The sequence below is a fragment of the Stenotrophomonas sp. 22DLJC03 genome, from assembly GCF_056861405.1.
Genome location: NZ_JBSPUG010000007.1, coordinates 123,948 through 142,797, shown reverse-complemented (window position 1 = coordinate 142,797; position 18,850 = coordinate 123,948). Strand labels below are relative to the sequence as shown.

The 18,850-nt window shown below is 65.8% G+C and carries 13 protein-coding genes; 9 read left to right on the top strand and 4 right to left on the bottom strand.

The genetic code is table 11. The features are described from left to right. Nucleotides 1-2: 2 nt before the first annotated feature. The 5 genes from dapB to AC13GA_RS19230 all read left to right on the top strand — a co-directional run bounded on the left by dapB (nucleotide 3) and on the right by AC13GA_RS19230 (nucleotide 6,975). On the top strand, nucleotides 3-722 hold the full coding sequence (dapB, locus tag AC13GA_RS19250; protein ID WP_253079143.1) for a 4-hydroxy-tetrahydrodipicolinate reductase: 720 nt from the start codon (nucleotides 3-5) through the stop codon (nucleotides 720-722). Nucleotides 723-1,057: 335 nt separating this feature from the next. Further along, complete coding sequence (carA, locus tag AC13GA_RS19245; RefSeq protein ID WP_046985659.1) at nucleotides 1,058-2,185, top strand: glutamine-hydrolyzing carbamoyl-phosphate synthase small subunit; 1,128 nt, start codon at nucleotides 1,058-1,060, stop codon at nucleotides 2,183-2,185. Nucleotides 2,186-2,334: 149 nt separating this feature from the next. Continuing rightward, complete coding sequence (gene carB, locus AC13GA_RS19240; protein ID WP_046985660.1) at nucleotides 2,335-5,577, top strand: carbamoyl-phosphate synthase large subunit; 3,243 nt, start codon at nucleotides 2,335-2,337, stop codon at nucleotides 5,575-5,577. A gap of 8 nt (nucleotides 5,578-5,585) precedes the next feature. Next, nucleotides 5,586-6,050, top strand: coding sequence for a transcription elongation factor GreA (greA, locus tag AC13GA_RS19235; RefSeq protein ID WP_174238326.1), 465 nt, complete (start codon nucleotides 5,586-5,588; stop codon nucleotides 6,048-6,050). A 4-nt stretch (nucleotides 6,051-6,054) separates the two neighbouring features. After that, a complete protein-coding gene (locus AC13GA_RS19230) occupies nucleotides 6,055-6,975 on the top strand; it encodes a phosphoglycerate mutase (protein WP_482998768.1) in 921 nt (306 codons plus the stop codon). A 228-nt stretch (nucleotides 6,976-7,203) separates the two neighbouring features. Here the strand turns inward: AC13GA_RS19230 and AC13GA_RS19225 are convergent, their stop codons facing one another. Beyond that, nucleotides 7,204-8,247, bottom strand: coding sequence for a DUF1176 domain-containing protein (locus AC13GA_RS19225; protein WP_482998767.1), 1,044 nt, complete (start codon nucleotides 8,245-8,247; stop codon nucleotides 7,204-7,206). Nucleotides 8,248-8,369: 122 nt separating this feature from the next. Between AC13GA_RS19225 and recJ the strand changes: the two genes are divergently transcribed. Continuing rightward, on the top strand, nucleotides 8,370-10,127 hold the full coding sequence (gene recJ / locus AC13GA_RS19220) for a single-stranded-DNA-specific exonuclease RecJ (RefSeq protein WP_136639657.1): 1,758 nt from the start codon (nucleotides 8,370-8,372) through the stop codon (nucleotides 10,125-10,127). Nucleotides 10,128-10,211: 84 nt separating this feature from the next. Here the strand turns inward: recJ and AC13GA_RS19215 are convergent, their stop codons facing one another. Continuing rightward, nucleotides 10,212-11,261 carry a DUF1176 domain-containing protein gene (locus AC13GA_RS19215; protein WP_482998766.1) on the bottom strand — a complete coding sequence of 350 codons (1,050 nt, stop codon included), beginning with the start codon at nucleotides 11,259-11,261 and terminating at the stop codon, nucleotides 10,212-10,214. Between the two features lie 131 nt (nucleotides 11,262-11,392). Here AC13GA_RS19215 and AC13GA_RS19210 point away from each other — a divergent pair, with 131 nt between their 5' ends. Further along, nucleotides 11,393-14,305: a DUF2135 domain-containing protein gene (locus tag AC13GA_RS19210; protein WP_482998765.1), complete on the top strand. Its 2,913-nt coding sequence runs from the start codon at nucleotides 11,393-11,395 to the stop codon at nucleotides 14,303-14,305. A 100-nt stretch (nucleotides 14,306-14,405) separates the two neighbouring features. Here AC13GA_RS19210 and AC13GA_RS19205 read toward each other — a convergent pair whose 3' ends face one another. Together AC13GA_RS19205 and AC13GA_RS19200 are read right to left on the bottom strand one after the other, a co-directional pair. Beyond that, on the bottom strand, nucleotides 14,406-14,651 hold the full coding sequence (locus AC13GA_RS19205; RefSeq protein ID WP_248298502.1) for a hypothetical protein: 246 nt from the start codon (nucleotides 14,649-14,651) through the stop codon (nucleotides 14,406-14,408). An 839-nt stretch (nucleotides 14,652-15,490) separates the two neighbouring features. Continuing rightward, nucleotides 15,491-16,168 carry an RHS repeat-associated core domain-containing protein gene (locus AC13GA_RS19200; protein ID WP_482998764.1) on the bottom strand — a complete coding sequence of 226 codons (678 nt, stop codon included), beginning with the start codon at nucleotides 16,166-16,168 and terminating at the stop codon, nucleotides 15,491-15,493. 641 nt (nucleotides 16,169-16,809) lie between these two features. Between AC13GA_RS19200 and prfB the strand changes: the two genes are divergently transcribed. Both prfB and AC13GA_RS19190 read left to right on the top strand, forming a co-directional pair. Further along, nucleotides 16,810-17,935, top strand: a protein-coding gene (gene prfB, locus AC13GA_RS19195; RefSeq protein ID WP_097048047.1) for a peptide chain release factor 2 whose coding sequence is annotated in 2 segments (ribosomal slippage) — nucleotides 16,810-16,884 and nucleotides 16,886-17,935 — 1,125 coding nt in all. Because the reading frame shifts where the segments join, the coding sequence is not laid out codon by codon here. A 45-nt stretch (nucleotides 17,936-17,980) separates the two neighbouring features. After that, nucleotides 17,981-18,763, top strand: coding sequence for a helix-turn-helix transcriptional regulator (locus AC13GA_RS19190; protein ID WP_046985666.1), 783 nt, complete (start codon nucleotides 17,981-17,983; stop codon nucleotides 18,761-18,763). Nucleotides 18,764-18,850 lie beyond the last annotated feature (87 nt).

The following is an 18,850-nucleotide window of genomic DNA, read 5'->3' as shown; positions in this document are numbered from 1 at the left end:
GCATGAACCAGACTCCCCTGCGATTGCTCATTCATGGCGCTTCCGGGCGCATGGGCCAGGCCCTGCTGCGACTGGCCGCCGAACATCCCGAAACCCTGCAGATCGTGGCCGCGGTGACCGGCCGTGCACCGGCCCAGCGCGTGGTCGACGGCGTCCCGTTCTTTGCTGCCAGCGAGCTGCCCGGTGCGCCGGCGTTCGACGTAGCGATCGACTTCAGCCTGCCGGAGGGCTTCGACCCGCTGCTGGCGCTGTGCGTGGAGCGGGGTGCGGGCCTGGTTTCAGGCACCACCGGCATCTCCAGCAGTCAGCGCCAGGCGCTGGAAGCCGCGGCAACGACCATCCCGCTGGTCTGGGCCTCCAACTTCAGCCTGGGCGTGGCGGTGCTGGACGAGCTGGTCGAGCGCGCCGCGCAGGCGCTGGCTGGCTGGGACTGCGATGTGGTCGAATCGCACCACACCCAGAAGAAGGACGCGCCGTCGGGCACCGCGCTGACCCTGGGGGCGGCCGCGCAGCGGGGTGGGGCGGAGCCGCATTACGCCAGCCTGCGTGCCGGCGACATCGTGGGCGAGCATCTGGTGCAGTTCACCGGGCTGGGCGAGCGCATCGAGCTGGTGCACCGGGCCACCAACCGCGACATCTTTGCCCGCGGCGCGCTGTTCGCCGCCCGCCAGCTGCAGGGGCGGGCCCCGGGCAGCTATCGGGTGCGGGACCTGCTGCAGTAAGGCGGGCTGATTCCGGGGGTCGGATCCCTTTCCAGTGGAAAGGGCTCTGCCCCCACCCGGGGGCGCCTGGGGTCAGAGCCTTTCCCATCCGGGAAAGGATCCGACCCCGCCTCCGGCCCGCATACGCCGCCGGATTGAAATGAATACGCAATCGCCTGTTCATGAAGCGCGATAACCGCTGGCGCGCGGGCCCCGGCACCGCTACAATTCGCACTCGCCGAATCACGAAAGCCGGACCGGTCCCAGACCGTACGTCCGCGCTTTTTTGCAACCGGATTTCCGTGAAGCGCAGGCGTGACTTCGGCAGCCCCCTCGGTAGCCAAAGTGAGATTCCCGTGACCCAAGCCGCAATCCTCGTCCTCGAAGACGGCACCGTATTCGAGGGCGAATCCGTAGGCGCGCCCGGCCTGTCCGTCGGTGAGGTGGTGTTCAACACCGCCATGACCGGCTACCAGGAAGTGTTGACCGACCCGTCCTACGCCCGGCAGATGGTCACGCTGACCTATCCGCACATCGGTAACACCGGCATGACCGACCAGGACGATGAAGCGTCCAAGGTGTGGTCGGCCGGCCTGATCGTGCGCGATGTGCCGCGCCGCCCCAGCAACTGGCGCAGCCAGGTGTCGCTGCAGGACTGGCTGATCCAGCGTGGCGTGGTCGCCATCGCCGGCATCGACACCCGCAAGCTGACCCGCATCCTGCGCGAGAAGGGCGCGCAGAACGGTGCGCTGATGGCCGGTGACATCGACGTGGAAAAGGCACTGGAAGCCGCCCGCAAGTTCCCGGGGCTGAAGGGTATGGATCTGGCCAAGGTCGTCACTACCGAGAAGACCTACGTCTGGACCGAGGGCCAGCTGGACCTGGATGCCAACGCCTTTGTCAGCGTGCCGGCCAAGCACAAGGTGGTGGCCTACGACTTCGGCGTGAAGACCAATATCCTGCGCATGCTGGCCGAGCGCGGCTGCGAGGTCACCGTGGTGCCAGCGCAGACCCCGGCCGCCGAAGTGCTGGCGCTGAAGCCGGACGGCGTGTTCCTGTCCAACGGCCCGGGTGACCCGGAACCGTGCGACTACGCCATCGAAGCGATCAAGACCTTCATCGAGCAGAAGATCCCGACCTTCGGCATCTGCCTGGGCCATCAGCTGCTGGGCCTGGCCTCGGGCGCGAAGACCATCAAGATGGGCCACGGCCACCATGGCGCCAACCACCCGGTGCAGGACCTGGACAGCGGCCGCGTGATGATCACCTCGCAGAACCACGGCTTTGCGGTCGACGAAGCGACCCTGCCGGCGACCCTGCGCGTGACCCACCGTTCGCTGTTCGATGGCACCAACCAGGGCATCGCCCGCACCGACGTGCCGGCGTTCTCGTTCCAGGGCCACCCGGAAGCGTCGCCGGGCCCGCACGATGTCGGCCCGTTGTTCGACCGTTTCGTGGTGCTGATGGAGCAGGCCAAGGCGTGATCAGTACGCCGCCGGCCCCCCGGTGGCGTCGCGATGGACCGTAAGCCCCCGCATCGCTGCTGCCCCTGGCGCGGCGCTGCGGATCAAGATTCCTGATCGACAGCGTGCGATCACCCCCCTTGTCACGCTGTACTGACTTAGAGAAGAAAATGCCCAAGCGCACTGACCTCAAGACCATCCTCATCATCGGTGCTGGCCCGATCGTCATCGGCCAGGCCTGCGAGTTCGACTACTCCGGCGCGCAGGCCTGCAAGGCCCTGCGTGACGAGGGTTACCGCGTGGTGCTGGTCAACAGCAACCCGGCCACGATCATGACCGACCCGGAGATGGCCGACGCCGTCTACATCGAGCCGATCAACTGGCAGACGGTCGAGAAGATCATCGCCAAGGAAAAGCCCGATGCGCTGCTGCCGACCATGGGTGGGCAGACCGCGCTGAACTGCGCGCTGGACCTGGCCGACAACGGCGTACTGGAGAAGTACAACGTTGAACTGATCGGCGCCAAGCGCGAAGCGATCCGCATGGCCGAAGACCGCGAGCTGTTCCGCGTGGCCATGGGTGAGATCGGCCTGGAATGCCCGACCGCCGCTGTCGCCCACACCCTGGACGAAGCGCTGGAGATCCAGACCCGCGTCGGCTACCCGACCATCATCCGCCCCAGCTTCACCCTGGGCGGCAGCGGTGGCGGCATCGCCTACAACCGCGAAGAACTGGTCGACATCGTCAGCCGTGGCCTGGAGCTGTCGCCGACCACCGAAGTGCTGGTGGAAGAGTCGGTGCTGGGCTGGAAGGAATTCGAGATGGAAGTGGTCCGCGATACGGCGGACAACTGCATCATCGTCTGCTCGATCGAGAACCTGGACCCGATGGGCGTGCACACCGGTGACTCGATCACCGTGGCCCCGGCGCAGACCTTGACCGACAAGGAATACCAGCGCCTGCGCGATGCCTCCATCGCCGTGCTGCGCAAGATAGGCGTGGATACCGGTGGCTCGAACGTGCAGTTCGGCATCAACCCGGACACCGGCCGCGTCGTGGTGATCGAGATGAACCCGCGCGTGTCGCGTTCCTCGGCGCTGGCTTCGAAGGCCACCGGCTTCCCGATTGCCAAGGTCGCCGCCAAGCTGGCCGTCGGCTACACCCTGGACGAACTGAAGAACGAGATCACCGGCGGCCTGACCCCGGCCTCCTTCGAACCGTCCATCGACTACGTCGTCACCAAGATCCCGCGCTTCGCCTTCGAGAAGTTCCCCGCCGCCGATGCGCGCCTGACCACCCAGATGAAGTCGGTGGGTGAGGTGATGGCGATGGGCCGCACCTTCCAGGAATCGATGCAGAAGGCACTGCGCGGCCTGGAAACCGGCAAGGTCGGCTTCGACCCGACCGGCCTGGACCTGACCAATGAAGACGATCTGCAGACCCTGCGCCGCGAGCTGAAGGCACCGGGCCCGGAGCGCCTGTTCTTCGTCGCCGACGCATTCCGTGCCGGCATGAGCGTGGAGGACATCTTCAAGCTGTCCTACATCGATCCGTGGTTCCTGGACCAGATCGAAGAAATCATCGCCGCCGAGACCCAGGTCGCAGCCGATGGCATCGACGCACTGGATGCGGCGCGCCTGCGCAAGCTCAAGCGCGCCGGCTTCTCCGATGCGCGCCTGGCCCAGCTGACCGGCACCAACGAAGCGGCCATCCGCGCGCTGCGCCGTGCGCACAAGGTGCGCCCGGTCTACAAGCGCGTTGACTCCTGCGCCGGTGAGTTCTCCACCGGTACCGCCTACCTGTACTCGACCTACGAGGACGAGTGCGAGGCCGCGCCGAGCAACCGCGACAAGATCATGATCCTGGGCGGTGGCCCGAACCGCATCGGCCAGGGCATCGAGTTCGACTACTGCTGCGTGCACGCGGCACTGGCGCTGCGCGAGGATGGTTATGAAACCATCATGGTCAACTGCAACCCGGAAACCGTGTCGACCGACTACGACACCTCCGACCGCCTGTACTTCGAACCGCTGACCCTGGAAGACGTGCTGGAAATCGTCGAACTGGAACAGCCCAAGGGCGTGATCGTGCAGTACGGCGGCCAGACCCCGCTGAAGCTGGCGCGCGCGCTGGAAGCCAATGGCGTGCCAGTGATCGGCACCAGCCCGGACTCCATCGACCTGGCCGAAGACCGCGAGCGCTTCCAGCAGCTGGTCGACACCCTGGGCCTGAAGCAGCCGCCGAACCGCATCGCACGCAACGACCAGGAAGCCCTGCTGCTGGCCCGCGAGATCGGCTACCCGCTGGTGGTGCGCCCGAGCTACGTGCTGGGCGGCCGCGCCATGGAAATCGTCTACGGCGAATCCGACCTGGCCCGCTACGTGCGCGACGCGGTGAAGGTGTCCAACGATTCGCCGGTGCTGCTGGACCGCTTCCTCGACAACGCCGTCGAGTGCGACGTGGACATCATTGCTGACAAGGATGGCAACGTCCTGATCGGTGGCGTGATGGAGCACATCGAAGAGGCTGGCGTGCATTCGGGCGATTCCTCGTGCTCGCTGCCGCCGTACTCGCTGTCGGCTGGTACCCAGGCTGAACTGCGCCGCCAGGTGGTGGAGCTGGCCAAGGCCCTGAACGTGGTCGGCCTGATGAACACCCAGTTTGCGATCCAGACCAGCGATGAGGGTGATGACACCATCTACCTGCTGGAAGTGAATCCGCGTGCCTCGCGCACCGTGCCGTTCGTGTCCAAGGCCACCGGCATGCCGCTGGCCAAGATCGCCGCCCGCTGCATGGCCGGCAAGACCCTGGAAGAGCAGGGCGCAACCAAGGAAATCGTGCCGGACTACTACTCGGTGAAGGAAGCGATCTTCCCGTTCGCCAAGTTCCAGGGCGTCGACCCGATCCTCGGGCCGGAGATGCGTTCCACCGGTGAGGTGATGGGCGTGGGCCGCACCTTCAACGCCGCCTTCGCGCGTGCCCAGGAGGCGGGCGGCATCAAGGCCCCGCCGATCGGCAAGGCCTTCGTTTCGGTTCGCGACCCGGACAAGAAGCGCGTGCTGCCGGTGGCCAAGGCACTGCTGGCGCGTGGCTACAGCCTGGTCGCTACCCGTGGCACCGCCGCGTGGCTGCAGCAGCATGGCATGGACTGCGAGATCATCAACAAGGTGGTCGAAGGCCGTCCGCACATCGTCGACTCGATCAAGAACGGCGAGATCGTCTACATCGTCAACACGACCGAAGGTCGCTCGGCGATCAACGATTCGTTCTCGATCCGTCGCGAGGCGCTGCAGCATCGCGTCACCTACTCGACCACCATTGCCGGCGCCAAGGCGCTGGTGGATTCACTGGAATTCCGCGGCACCGGCCCCGTCTGGTCGCTGCAGGAGCTGCACAAGGAGTTGAATGCATGAGAGCCCCCATCACCATGAAGGGCGCGCAGAAGCTGCGCGACGAACTGGATCACCTGAAGTCGGTCAAGCGCCCGAAGGTGATCGCCGCGATCGCCGAAGCCCGTGAGCATGGCGACCTGAAGGAGAACGCCGAGTACCACGCCGCGCGCGAGGAACAGGGCTTCATCGAAGGCCGCATCAAGCAGCTGGAAGGCGAGCTGTCGCATGCCGAGATCATCGACGTGAGCAAGCTCAATGCCGGCTCCAAGGTGGTGTTCGGCGCCAGCGTGACGCTGGCTGACGTGGAAACCGACGAAGAACGGAAGTACCAGATCGTTGGCGACCTCGAGGCGGACATCAAGCAGGGCCTGATCGCGATTTCCTCGCCGGTGGCGCGCGCGATGATCGGCAAGCTGGAAGGCGATTCGATCGTGATCGACGCCCCGGCAGGCCAGCGCGAGTACGAGATCGTCAGCGTCAGCTACCTGGACTGACCAGGTGGCGACGGCGACCCTGCTGTTGCCCGCGCGCAGCCGCTTTGCGGCGGCTGCGCTGCCCGATGACGTGGCCCGTGCCCTGGGTCGCGCCAACGCCTCGCAGCATGAGGCGGGCGAGCGCGCGCAGCTGACGCGCCATTTCATGGTCGCCGCGTCGCATTGGCCGGTGGCCGCATTGACCCGCCAGCGTGACGTCGGTGATGCCGCTGGCGCCAGCTGGCTGCGTGCCGATCCGGCCTGCATGGTGCCGGACATGCACGGTGCGCGGATGATGGCATATGGCGAAACGCTGCGGCCGACGCTGGCAGACTGCCTGGCACTGCTGCCGGTGCTGCAGCCGTTGTTCGCCGACGCCGGGTTCGCGCTGGATGCACCGGACCCTTCGCGCTGGTACCTGCGGCTTCCCATCGACAGCGAGCTGCCGGACTTCGACAGTCCGGACGAGGTGCTCGGCGATGACCTGTTCGCGCACCTGCCCGAAGGCGAGGTCGGCCGCCGCTGGCGTGCATTGATGACCGAGGCGCAGGTGCTGCTGCACAACCATTCCTGGAACCAGCAACGTGCGGCCCAGGGGCAACAGCCGATCAATTCACTGTGGTTCTGGGGCGGCGGCGTGATGCCGGTGTCGGTCAACACACCGCACGCGCAGGTGCGCAGCCGCGATGCATTGCTGCAGGGTCTTGCGCTGGCAGCGGGTGTGGCGGTGGATGGCGATCAGTCCGTGGATGCGCTGGTCGATCTGCGCCAGCTGCGATCACTGCAGCAACTGGGTAACGACGCGATCCGGCCACTGCTGGTCGCGCTGAAGCGTGGCGAGCTGCAGCGGCTGGTGCTGGATTTCGAGGATGGCATGCAGTTCCAGCTGGACCGCGGACAGCGCTGGCAGTTCTGGAAGAAGCCGCGGCAGCTTCACGACGCCTGAGGCAATCTGCGCACGCAGGCCATGCCTGGCGGAATCCGGTGATTGTGGTAGCGCCGGGCCATAGCCGGGGTGAGCTTTGCATGCTCCGTGGCTGACTCAAGTGCCCCGATGCTGCCCACGCGTTTTCCGTCCAGATGCGCCAACCGGAACCGTGGCCCAGGCAGGCGAAGACATCGCCAGCAATCCCAGCAGGAACATCGGCAATTGCGGCAGAGCTGGGCAGCGCATTCAACGAACCTCGCTGACCAGGGTCGGCAGCATCCAGTGTCCGCCCGGCATGCCACGGCATAGCCCGGTGCTGAAAGCACTGCTTGGCTGGAATCGGCGGCCATCCCATGTCCAGTCCGAGCCGGAGACGCAGTCGCCGATGCCTCTGCCTTTGGAGCGTGCGTACAGCGTGCGCTCGAAGTGCGAAAAACCCTCCGCTTCGAGCGTGACCGTCTGCGGGGCGAACGGAGGACGATCACGCGCGATCCAGAAACCATTGCTGTAGTTGTATGCACCCATCTGGCACAGCGCCTGCACCAGTACATGGCTGTCGTCCAGCCGCTCGATCACCATTTCCGGGGTGCCCTTGTACTCGATCAGACGCGGACAGTCGTCACCGTCGTCGAGCGTGGCAATCAGCGCGTCGCGCAGCGCTTCGCTGCTACCCAGTTTGCTGTCTCCGGGGCGAGTGGCCAACAGCGCGGCGCGCATGATCACGGGCCTGGTCTGCGCAGCCGGCACACTCGCTTCAGCACGCGTGCCACGCCGTACCAGGGCGCCGGGCGTACCAAGGCGCCCTTGTACTTCGTCCATCTTCAACAGCACGGCGGCGGCACCACGATCGGAAATCGGCCAGCGCGTGGCCCTGCTGTCGATCACCTCGATGCGCGCCTTGCCGGGCAGGGCGGCCAGCAGCGCAACAACCTGCGCCGGCCGCAGCGTCACGGATTCGTCGGCACCGGTGTCCTGCACGGGCCCCAGATCACGGCCGTTCACCTGCAGGCGCATCGCGCCTTCGGGCATGGCACTTTCGCCATCCTCGCCCACGCGCAGCCGCGCCTTCACGGTTGTGCCGGGGCCGCCGGCTCGTTCCAGCATCAGGCCCAGCGAGCTGTCTGCGCTCTCCGGGCCATAACCGGCGGCGCGCCAGGTGCCGGTGTTGTCGCAGGCCAGGAACCAGTCGTGATGCACGAACTCGATGCCGGGTTCCAGTGGCGTATTTCCGGCATGGCCGGCGAGCGGCAGCAACAGGCCGACATTCAGTGCGGACAGCAGGCGGTACATGGCGAATTCCATTTCAGAAGCGGACAAGCATGGGTGATCACCGCGCCTGCGCCAAGCCCGGGAAGAGCCTGGCAAGCCGGGCGGGGTATCATGCGCGGGTCTTCCGTAACCCGGCGATGCCGATGTCCCTTGCCGCCGATGCCGTGCAGCCCTCCTCTGATACGCCGACGATCCGCCGCCGCGATGCGGTCGCGCCCGCCAACTGGCCGGAGGGCACGCTGCCACTGCTGGCGCGGCTCTACGCCAGTCGCGGTGCCGGTACCCCGGAGCTGGCGCTGCCGAAGCTGGGCAGCCTGCATGCGCCCGAGCTGCTGACCGGCATCGAGGCTGCGGTGGGCCTGCTGGTCGAGGCCATCGCCAACGACAAGCGCATCCTGGTGGTCGGCGATTTCGACTGCGATGGCGCCACCGCCTGTGCGGTCGGCGTGCGTGGCCTGCGCATGCTCGGCGCACAGCACGTCTTGCACGCGGTGCCGAACCGCATGGTGCACGGCTACGGCCTGTCGCCGTCGCTGGTGGAGGAGCTGGCCGAGCTGCAGCCGGACCTGCTGGTCACGGTTGACCACGGCATTGCCTGCCACGCGGGTGTGACTGCAGCCAAGGCGCGTGGTTGGCAGGTGCTGGTCACCGACCACCATCTGCCCGGCCCGCAGCTGCCACCGGCCGACGTGATCGTTGATCCGAATCTGGATGGCGATGCGTTCCCCAGCAAATCGCTGGCCGGCGTCGGCGTGATCTTCTACGTGCTGATGGCGCTGCGCCGGCAGATGCGCGAGGCCGGGGTCTTCGCCGATGGCAAGGGCCCGGACCTGACCACACTGCTGGACCTGGTGGCAGTCGGTACCGTCGCCGACCTGGTGGCGCTGGATTCGAACAACCGTGCGCTGGTCAGCGCGGGCCTGCGCCGCCTGCGCGCAGGGCAGGGCTGTGTCGGCCTGCGTGCGCTGATCGAAGCCAGCGGCCGTGACGCCGCGCGACTGACCGCCACCGATATCGGCTTCGCGCTCGGCCCGCGCCTGAACGCCGCGGGCCGGCTGGAAGACATGGCGCTGGGCATCGCGCTGCTGCTGACCGAAGACCCGCGCCAGGCGCGCGAGATCGCGCAGACGCTGGAGCAGATCAATTCGGAACGGCGCGCCGTGCAGCAGTCGATGACTGACGACGCCGAGCAGGCGTTGACCCGCGTGGTGCTGGACATGGCCGGCCAGCGTCCGGTGGCCGCCTGCCTGTTCGATGCCGATTGGCATCCGGGCGTGGTCGGCCTGGTCGCGTCGAAGATGAAGGATCGCCTGCATCGCCCGGTGATCGCCTTCGCGCCTGCAGAACCCGGCGCCGACACCCTGCGTGGCTCCGCCCGCTCAATTCCCGGCCTGCACATCCGTGACGCACTGGCATTGGTCGATGCGCGGCATCCGGGCCTGATCGAACGCTTCGGTGGGCATGCCATGGCGGCTGGCCTGAGCATGCGGCTGGATCACGTCGATGAATTCAAGACCGCCTTTGTTTCGGTGGTGCTGGAAATGCTCGACCCGGCGGCACTGCAGCAGCAGGTCCTCAGCGACGGCGAACTGGCCGCGGACGAGCTGGACCATCGCCACGCCGATGCGTTGCGCCTTGCCGGACCGTGGGGCCAGGGCTTCCCCGAGCCGCTGTTCGACGGCCACTTCGAAGTGGCCAACTGGCGCGTACTGAAGGAGCGCCACCTCAAGCTGGAACTCCGCCTGCCGGGCGTACCCGGCACGATCAACGCGATCCACTTCGGTGGCTGGCACGGCAATGCACCCGGCCGTCATGTGCATCTGGCCTATCGACTGGCCTGCGATGACTATCGTGGCGGCAGCGCCATCCAGCTGATCGTGGAGCACTGCCTCCCTGCATGAAAAAAGGGGACGGAGGGGATTAAGTCGCTTGTGCCTTGTTTGCCACTTGCGACTTAATCCCCTCCGTCCCCTTTTTCTGTGGCGTCAGCGGACCTCGCTGACCAGCATCGGCAGTTCCCAGGTGCCGCCGGGCACGCCCCGGCATAGCCCAGGTGCCACCTCGGACGTCGCGATGAAGTGCGTCCCGTCCCACGTCCAGGCTGCGTGCGACATGCAGTCAGCGAGGCCGCGGCCCTTCTGCGCGGCAATGATCTGGCCGTCGGCGTAGTCGATCGCATCGCTGGTCACCCATTGCGCCCGGAACGGCGCCTGCGGGCGCGCGACCCAATAGCCATCGCCGATGTTGTAGGCCCCGCGCCAACACGGGACCGTGACCAGCACATGCTGCGCGTCCAGGCGCCGGACCTGCAGCGGGGAGTTGCTGAGCGGAACGTCGGCATCAGTTTCCTGCAGGCCTTCGCAGCTGTCGTCCTCCAGCGTGGCACGCAGTGCTGCGCGCAGGGCGGGTGAGGCGGCCAGCCGAGCAAACGCGGGATCATCCGGAGTCGAGTCCAGGGTAGCGGCCTTGCGCACAACCGGCACCGGCAGTGCGGCGGGGACGCTGGATTCAGGCGTGCTGCCCTTGCGCATCACGGCGCCGGGCGTGCCGAGGCGGCCCTGGTACTCATCGATCTTCAGCAGTACCGCTGCGGCACCCTTGTCCGACAGCGGCCAGCGATGGCCAGCGCCATCGGTCACGCTGATCCCTCCATCGCGTACAAGTGCGGATAACAACGCGCTGGTCTGCGCGGCATTCAAGCTGTGCGTGCCTTCGCCCTTTGCCGGGGTCAGCACGCCCAGGTCCTGTTGCTGGATGCGCAGATGCAGCGCGCCCTTGGGCTGGGTTTGGCCTTCTTCCGGCTGCAGCGACAGGCGCCCCTGGATGACCTGGCCGGGGCCGCCCATGCGGGTGAGCAGCACGCTAAGGGTGCTGTCATCGTCGGCGGCGTAGCCGGCGGCGCGGCAGGTCAAGGTGTTATCACAGGCTACGACCCAGTCGTGGTGCTGGAAATACAGGCTCTTGGCCGGAGCTGTCGCAAGGGCGGTCAGGGGGCAGGGAAGGGCCAACAGAGTGGCCAGCAGGGGCAATCGCATCGGCATCCTTGCGCGTGTGGGAGAGTGGGGCATGGTGCCTGTGGGTGGGGCCAAAGAAAAGCCGCGCACGGTCCAACCCCATTCCGGCTGTCCGTGCGTTCAGACGTCCACGATCCCACTGGAGCCCTGTCATGGTCTTCGTCCGTTGCTGCGCTGTGTTGTTGCTGGCCCTCGCGGCCGGGCCTGTCGGCGCTCAGTCGCCACGTATTGCCAGGCCGCAAGCCACCACCCCGCTGTTGATTGCGCCCGCCGCCGAACAGCCGGTGCAACTGCAGCGTGCCCGCATCGAAGGCGAGGTCCAGGCCGGCATCGCCCAGACCCGGATCACCCTGGAGTTCCACAACCCGAACCGGCGCGTGCTGGAGGGCGAGCTGCAGTTCCCGCTGGCCGATGGCCAGCAGATCACGGGCTTCGCACTGGATATCAACGGTGAACTGCGTGACGCGGTGCCGGTGCCCAAGGACCGTGGCCGCCAGGTATTCGAGGAGATCGCCCGCCGTGGTGTGGACCCGGGCCTGCTGGAACAGACCGCCGGCAACCAGTTCCGCCTGCGCGTCTACCCGCTGCCGGCCGGTGGCAGTCGGCGCGTGCAGCTGGTGATTCGTGAGCCGTTGGCCTTCGCCGGACAGGGCTGGCAATGGACGCTACCGCTACAGTTCGCTGCCGGTGCTTCATCGGTTGAGCTGAAGCTGGAGGCGTCGGGCGCGGCCACCGCAGGTACGGCTCCGTTCCGCATCAATGCGGGCCAACTGCAGTGGCAGGGCAACGGCGCACAGTTGCCGAAGCAGCTGCAGTGGAGCCTGCCGGCAGCCCGCCAGGCACAGGTGCAGGTGGCGCCCTGGGAGGATGGCCATTACCTGCTGGCGCAGCTGCCGGTGGCGGCCAGCAGCACGCCCCGCACGTTGCCCAGCGAAGTCGGCCTGCTGTGGGACGGCTCCGGTTCGGCGGGCCAGCGCGATCGCACACGTGAGTTCGCGCTGTTGGATCGCTACTTCGCCGCGATGGGTGACGGTACGGTGGCATTGACCGTGCTGCGCGACCGTGCCGAACCGGTGCGTCGCTTCCGTATCCGAGCCGGCAACTGGAACGAGCTGCGCGCAGCGCTGCAGGCCGTACGCCCGGACGGTGCCAGCGCGCTGGCGCAGTGGCAGCCGCAGCCGGGAGTGAAGGAATACCTGCTGGTCAGCGATGGCCTGCTGACCTATGGGCTGGAACAGCTGCCGGCGATGGCGGCGGATCAGCGCCTGTTTGCGATCAGCAGCGCCGGTGCGCGTACCGATGCCGTGCGACTGCGTGGTTGGAGCGAAGCGCATGGTGGCCGCTTCGTCTCGCTGGGCAAGGATGTCGAATTGGCCGCCCATGAGCTGCTGTCGTCGCCGTTGGATGTGCAGGTCGATGCAGGGCGCGGCGTGCAGGACGTGGTGATCGATCGACGCAGTGAGGCCCAGGGCTGGTTGTGGCTGCACGCACGACTGGCGGCCGACGGTGTGCCGATGCGGGTGCGCGTGGGCGGCGGTGAATGGCAGGCACTGCCGGCAACGCAGAAGAGTGACGATGGTGAACTACTGGCCGGCTTGTGGGCGCAGGCCCGTCTGCAGCAACTCGGCGCCGACCGTCGAGGCAACCGCGAGGCTATGCAACTGCTGTCGCAGCAGTTCGGCCTGGTCGGTCCGGACACCTCGCTGATCGTGCTGGAAACGCTGGAGGACTACCTGCGCTATGCGATCCGCCCGTCCGGCAAACTGCGCTCCGAGTACGATGCCCGCTTCGCACGGCAGGTGAGCGATCGCGCCGCTGCCGATCGCCAGCGCCTGGACCAGGTTGCCGCACGTTGGAAGGAGCGCCAGCAGTGGTGGAACCGAAGCTGGCCGAAGGGAGCGCCTCCGCAGTTGAAGGCCGAGGCGCTGGAAGTTGCATCCGCGGACTACGCGATGGACTCGGCGCCGGTGGCGATGCTCGCTGCGCCGGCCCCCGCGGCACCGCCCGCGCCGGCACCGATGGCCGCCGCCGTCGAGCAGCGCATGGAAGCCAGCAGTGCGCGTGCACGTCGCTCAGCGCCTGCATCGAACAAGGCCCTGGATTCAATCACGGTCACTGGTGGCCGTGTCGCTGCGCCCGCTGCCGCCAACGAGGGCGAGCTCGGCATCCAGCTGGCGGCCTGGCAGCCGGACTCGGCCATCGCCAGACGCCTGCGCCAGGGCCCGGCGTCGCAATTGTATGACCGCTACCTGGCCGAGCGCGATGCGCATGCCGACAGCAGCGCGTTCTTCCTCGACGTGGCCGATCTGCTGCTGGAGCAGGGCCAGCGCGAACTGGCACTGCGTGTGCTGTCCAACCTGGCCGAGATGGACCTGGACAACAGGCACCTGCTGCGCGTGCTCGGCTACCGCCTGATGCAGGCGGATGCCCCGGCGCTGGCGGTGCCGGTGTTCGAGCAGGTGCTGGCGATGGGCCAGGAAGAACCGCAGAGCTTCCGCGATCTTGGCCTGGCACTGGCGGCTGCGGGCAAGCCGCAGCAGGCGTTGGCGCCGCTGTACCAGGTGGTGGTGCGGCCGTGGGACAACCGCTTCGACGGCATCGCCCTGATCGCATTGGACGAGCTGACCAACCTGGTGGCACGCAGCACGCCACGGCTGGATACCCGCAGCATCGACCCACGCCTGCTGCAGGCGATGCCGCTGGACCTGCGCGTGGTGCTGTCGTGGGATGCCGACAACAGCGACATGGACCTGTGGGTGACCGACCCGAACGGCGAGCGCGCGTACTACGGCAACCGCCTGACCTACCAGGGCGGGCAGATGTCGCAGGATTTCACCGGCGGCTATGGCCCCGAGCAGTTCTCGCTGCGTGACGCCAAGCCGGGCAAGTACAAGGTGGAGGCCAATTACTTCGGCAGCCGCCAGCAGCTGGTGACCGGTGCGACGACCCTGATGCTGCGGCTGACCACGCACTGGGGCACGCCGAAGCAGAAGGACCAGGTGGTCACGATGCGATTGAAGGATCGCGCTGAAACCGTGCTGGTGGGCGAGTTCGAGGTGCGGTAGCGCCGGGCCATGCCCGGTGCCGCTGGAAGGTTGAAGTAGAGCCACGCCATGCGTGGCTGTTGGTTGGGGTCGGGATGGCCTATCCACGCATGGCGTGGATCTACCGCACGTCTTCGACTGCCGGCAGGCGCTGGCGCGGAATCCACAGCGCCAGCGCTACGCCGCCGCCAAGGATCAACAGCGTGCCGACGGTTTGCCACAGCAGCTCGGTCGCCGGTACCTCCGGCAGTGCCGCAGTTCCGGCCAGTCGATCAACGGTCGCGCCAGCAGGTAGATCAGCACCATGCCCAACACGCGTAATATCCGCTGCACGATACCCTGCGGGTCCTTCGGCCAGCCACGCCATTGCAGCCACGCCACCAGCAGACCCAGTGCGAGCAGTCGACCGGCTTCACCGACCGGAACGTTGTTGTGGCTTTTATAGAATCTGGCCCGATTCGAGCGGGAATCTGCCTTTCATGCTCTTGCGCGGTGGTGATCTATAAAACGGTATCGAAGCCTGCACTCGTTTGATGAGGTACTTGATCCAAGGCATGTAGAAATCGATAGGTGAGCGCCGCCAATCGTCCTGATTCGCGTATGAATCACTGGCATCGAAGTGCTTCCACGCCATCAATAACGTGCTTGTCCAACGACTCAAAGGACGTAGGTAGTTCTTTTCCAGAAAAGAACGAATACGTGATGCCATAGTCCTTCCCGTGAATCACACGACTGCAGGTTATGGCGCCCTTCTCATCGCAGGTTGCCATCAGCTCACTACCAGCGAGTGGGGTTGTCGCCACCGGTTCGCTGGCACCCCATAGGTAAACCGTTGTCGGGTCCAGACGGTCAGGAATAGCCAGAACTCCGCGCCCGAGATGTCGAGCTTGGCCCCATCCCTCTGTAGCTGCTTGAAGTAGCGGTGAGGTTGGGTGGAGATCCTCAAGCCGCCGACCAGGGAAGTAAGGCTTAGCGACCACCGCCACCGAAATGAGATTCTTTGGCCCAATGCACGTGCTTCCGGCCGGGGAGTAGCAGCCATCGAGTGTGAATCCACCGGTGATAGTTTTCCCCTTTTGAAAGCGGGAGGGGGTCACATCGATATCATTCGGCACACAGAAGTTAGTCGCTGCTCCGTCCGGATGATACGTAGTCGCCTTGCTCCCGCATCCACAGAGAAGCAGGGCGCAGACAAGTCCAAGTACCTTAATTTCCACAGCTAGGGGCTGGGCAGTAGTCATAAATGTCTCGAGTCGTTCCACCAAAAAGGTTAGCTGCGCGCTCTGCGGCGTCCGTTTTGTAGCCGCCAAAGGCTTTCGGGTCGGCACCGTTATTCTCAAAAACTCTTTCGTGGAAATCGCCGATTACACCTCTATCCAGCATGACAGGGTTGTCAGGCCTAGCGCCTGCATCTTCCAGGGCTTGAACGTGAGCCTTTGCCAGATCAACCCGAATCGATTCCATCTTGAAGGCAACGGCGATGCGCTGGCTGTTGGTCATTGCCTGGGGATTGGCGCCCATGTTGAAGGCGATGCTGTCTGACAGGATCTTGTTTGTAATCGCCGAAAGTCGTGCATTCAACAGCGTGGCACCTGTGTTTCCAGCAACTTCACCTGCGCGCTGAGCATATCTGTCGCCTCCGGAGCCAGCCAGACGATAGTATGTCCGCCAGTCTCCCGTGAGCGCCGCGGCTCGCTCTTGGGGCGTTACCCAGCATCCACGTCCGTCACACTCGCGTCCATCAGGGTCGGTGTTGGTATACGGATTGTTGTTGGCGTACCAGTAGCGATTGAAGTTGTCTCCGAGCGCGCGCGTTGCCACCGGATCAGAGGAAAGAAACCGTCCTATCTCGGGATCATAGTAGCGCTGCTGCATGTAGATCATCCCCGTGGTCAGATCTGGTCATCGCTTGCGGAGCTGGGGTAGGAGCCTGCCGACTTTCTTGATGCCAGCAAGAGCCGAGTGACGCGGATGCTGAACGCGGGGAGTCTGTGTCGATCTCATTCTGGTCGATGGCTGGCTAGGTCATATGGTTCGGCGCATTTGTTGCGGCGCGGGTAGCTCAGGCGTGATCGCCGTCTAGGTGAGATGGCCTTTCCCGGGAGAAGGGCTGGGTCTGTTCTTCGCTGCAGGTTGCCCGCGGTTGCATCCAAGGGGGTGTCAACGGCGGAGCTGATCCCCAGCGCCATCTGGGCTGGCAGCGTCGGGAGCGATGGAGTCTGCCGGGATACTCCGGGAGGTTGGATCCGGCGGTCTCCATAGGAGAGTGTGAACGGAGGGCGACGTTGGGGGGGGCATGGCCGGGCATGGGCTGGGTGCACCCCGGTCGTTGCGGCTTGGTTTGTTCCGCTAGGATGGGCTTTGCTGGATGTGGCTCCGATGGTGGGATAGGGAGCCGCCTTGCAGCGGGCACTCCCATTGGGGGCCGTTGTGGGGGAAATGCTTGACGCGGCCAGGTAACGCTTGCTGGATCAAGGGCTTGGCGCTATCCTGAACAGTCATCTTTTGAATGCATAACCGCCGACATGATCGAACTGAATCCTGTCCGCCAGCGCATCACCGATCTGACCGATCGCGTGCTGTCGCTTCGGGGGTATCTTTGACTACGACGCCAAGAAAGAGCGTCTTGAAGAAGTAACGCGGGAGCTGGAAAGCCCCGACGTCTGGAACAACGCCGAATACGCCCAGAACCTGGGCCGCGAGCGCTCCAGCCTGGAAAAGACCGTGGGCGGCATCGCCTCGGTGCTCGACGGCCTGGCTGATGCCACCGAACTGCTTGAGCTGGCCGAATCCGAGCAGGATGAGGACACCGCGCTGGCCGTGGTCGCCGACCTGGACAAGCACCAGTCGCACGTCGAGAAGCTGGAATTCCAGCGCATGTTCTCCGGCGAGATGGACAATGCTGCCGCATTCGTCGACATCCAGGCCGGTGCCGGCGGCACCGAAGCCCAGGACTGGGCCGAGATCCTGCTGCGCATGTACCTGCGCTGGTGTGAATCGCGCGGCTGGAAGACCGAGCTGATGGAAGTCTCCGGTGGCGACGTCGCCGGCATCAAGTCGGCCACGCTGCGCGTGGAAGGCGACTACGCCTACGGCTGGCTGAAGACCGAGACCGGCGTGCACCGCCTGGTGCGCAAGTCGCCGTTCGATTCGGACAACCGCCGCCACACCAGTTTCACCTCGGTGTTCGTGTCGCCGGAAATCGACGACAACATCGATATCACCATCAACCCGGCCGACCTGCGTACCGACGTGTATCGTTCGTCCGGTGCCGGTGGCCAGCACGTGAACAAGACCGAGTCGGCGGTGCGTATCACCCACATCCCGACCAACATCGTCGTGGCCTGCCAGACCGGCCGCAGCCAGCACCAGAACCGCGACAACGCGATGAAGATGCTGGCCGCCAAGTTGTACGAGCTGGAGATCCAGAAGCGCAACGCCGAGAAGGACGCCGTGGAAGCCACCAAGTCCGACATCGGCTGGGGCAGCCAGATCCGCAACTACGTGCTCGATCAGAGCCGTATCAAGGACCTGCGCACCGGCATCGAGCGTTCGGATACGCAGAAGGTGCTCGACGGCGACCTGGACGAGTTCGTCGAGGCCAGCCTGAAGGCCGGCCTGGCCGTGGGCTCCAAGCGCGTCGATGCCTGATCGACGCGCCTGCGCGGATATCATCGCCCTCCGTGATGGAGGGAGATGATGCGCAGCGAAAGTGAACGCAAGGAACTCGGCGGCTTCCTCAAAGCCTGCCGCGCCCGTGTCGACCCCGCCACGCTCGGCCTGCCGGCCGGGCGCCGGCGTACCCCGGGCCTGAAGCGCGAGGAAGTGGCACTGGCGATCGGGGTCAGTGTCAGCTGGTACACCTGGATCGAGCAGGGCCGCGAAGTGCGCGCCTCGCCGGAGGTGCTTGAACGCTTGGCGCAGGTGCTGCGCATGAGCGACGACGAGCGCGCCTATGCGTTCGCGCTGTCCGGCTACGGCGTGCCGCTGGAGTCACCGGACGAGACGGTCACCGATGGCCTGCGGCAGCTGGTGGAAGCCATGCAGCCGATCCCGGCCTACGTGCGCAATACCCGCTACGACATCCTGGCCTGGAACCCGGCCATCGCCGACCTGTTCGTGGATTACAGCCAGCTGGCGCCGCACGAGCGCAACACGCTGCGGCTGATGTTCCTGTATCCGCCGTACCGCACGCTGATCCTCAACTGGGAAGAAATGACCCGCGGGCTGCTGGCGGGCTTCCGCGCGGCGATGGCGCAGGCGCCGGACAAGGCTCCGTTCCTGGCGCTGGCCGAGGACATCGCCGCGCACAGCGAGGAGTTCCGCCAGTGGTGGCCGGAGCACGATGTGCGGCGGTTCGATGAAGGTGCGAAGAAATTGAACCATCCCACGCGCGGGTTGCTGGACCTGCAGTACGTAGCGCTGGTGCCGGAGAGCCGGCACGATCTTTCCTTGGTTACTTACCTGCCGCGTAGGTAGGTTGGTCGGCAGGGCTGCGCCCTGCCGATGACCCCATTCAGGCAGGTAAGTGCAGGTCACAGGATAAGCAGACGCCTTGTTGTGCCC

Excerpts from the sequence above, each read along its gene's own strand:
- dapB (WP_253079143.1), top strand. The coding sequence starts at position 3 with ATGAACCAGACTCCCCTGCGATTGCTCATTCATGGCGCTTCCGGGCGC.
- carB (WP_046985660.1), top strand. The coding sequence starts at position 2,335 with ATGCCCAAGCGCACTGACCTCAAGACCATCCTCATCATCGGTGCTGGC.
- AC13GA_RS19225 (WP_482998767.1), bottom strand. The coding sequence starts at position 8,247 with ATGTACCGCCTGCTGTCCGCACTGAATGTCGGCCTGTTGCTGCCGCTC.
- recJ (WP_136639657.1), top strand. The coding sequence starts at position 8,370 with ATGTCCCTTGCCGCCGATGCCGTGCAGCCCTCCTCTGATACGCCGACG.
- AC13GA_RS19215 (WP_482998766.1), bottom strand. The coding sequence starts at position 11,261 with ATGCGATTGCCCCTGCTGGCCACTCTGTTGGCCCTTCCCTGCCCCCTG.
- AC13GA_RS19210 (WP_482998765.1), top strand. The coding sequence starts at position 11,393 with ATGGTCTTCGTCCGTTGCTGCGCTGTGTTGTTGCTGGCCCTCGCGGCC.
- AC13GA_RS19205 (WP_248298502.1), bottom strand. The coding sequence starts at position 14,651 with ATGGCGTGGCTGGCCGAAGGACCCGCAGGGTATCGTGCAGCGGATATT.
- AC13GA_RS19200 (WP_482998764.1), bottom strand. The coding sequence starts at position 16,168 with ATGATCTACATGCAGCAGCGCTACTATGATCCCGAGATAGGACGGTTT.
- AC13GA_RS19190 (WP_046985666.1), top strand. The coding sequence starts at position 17,981 with ATGATGCGCAGCGAAAGTGAACGCAAGGAACTCGGCGGCTTCCTCAAA.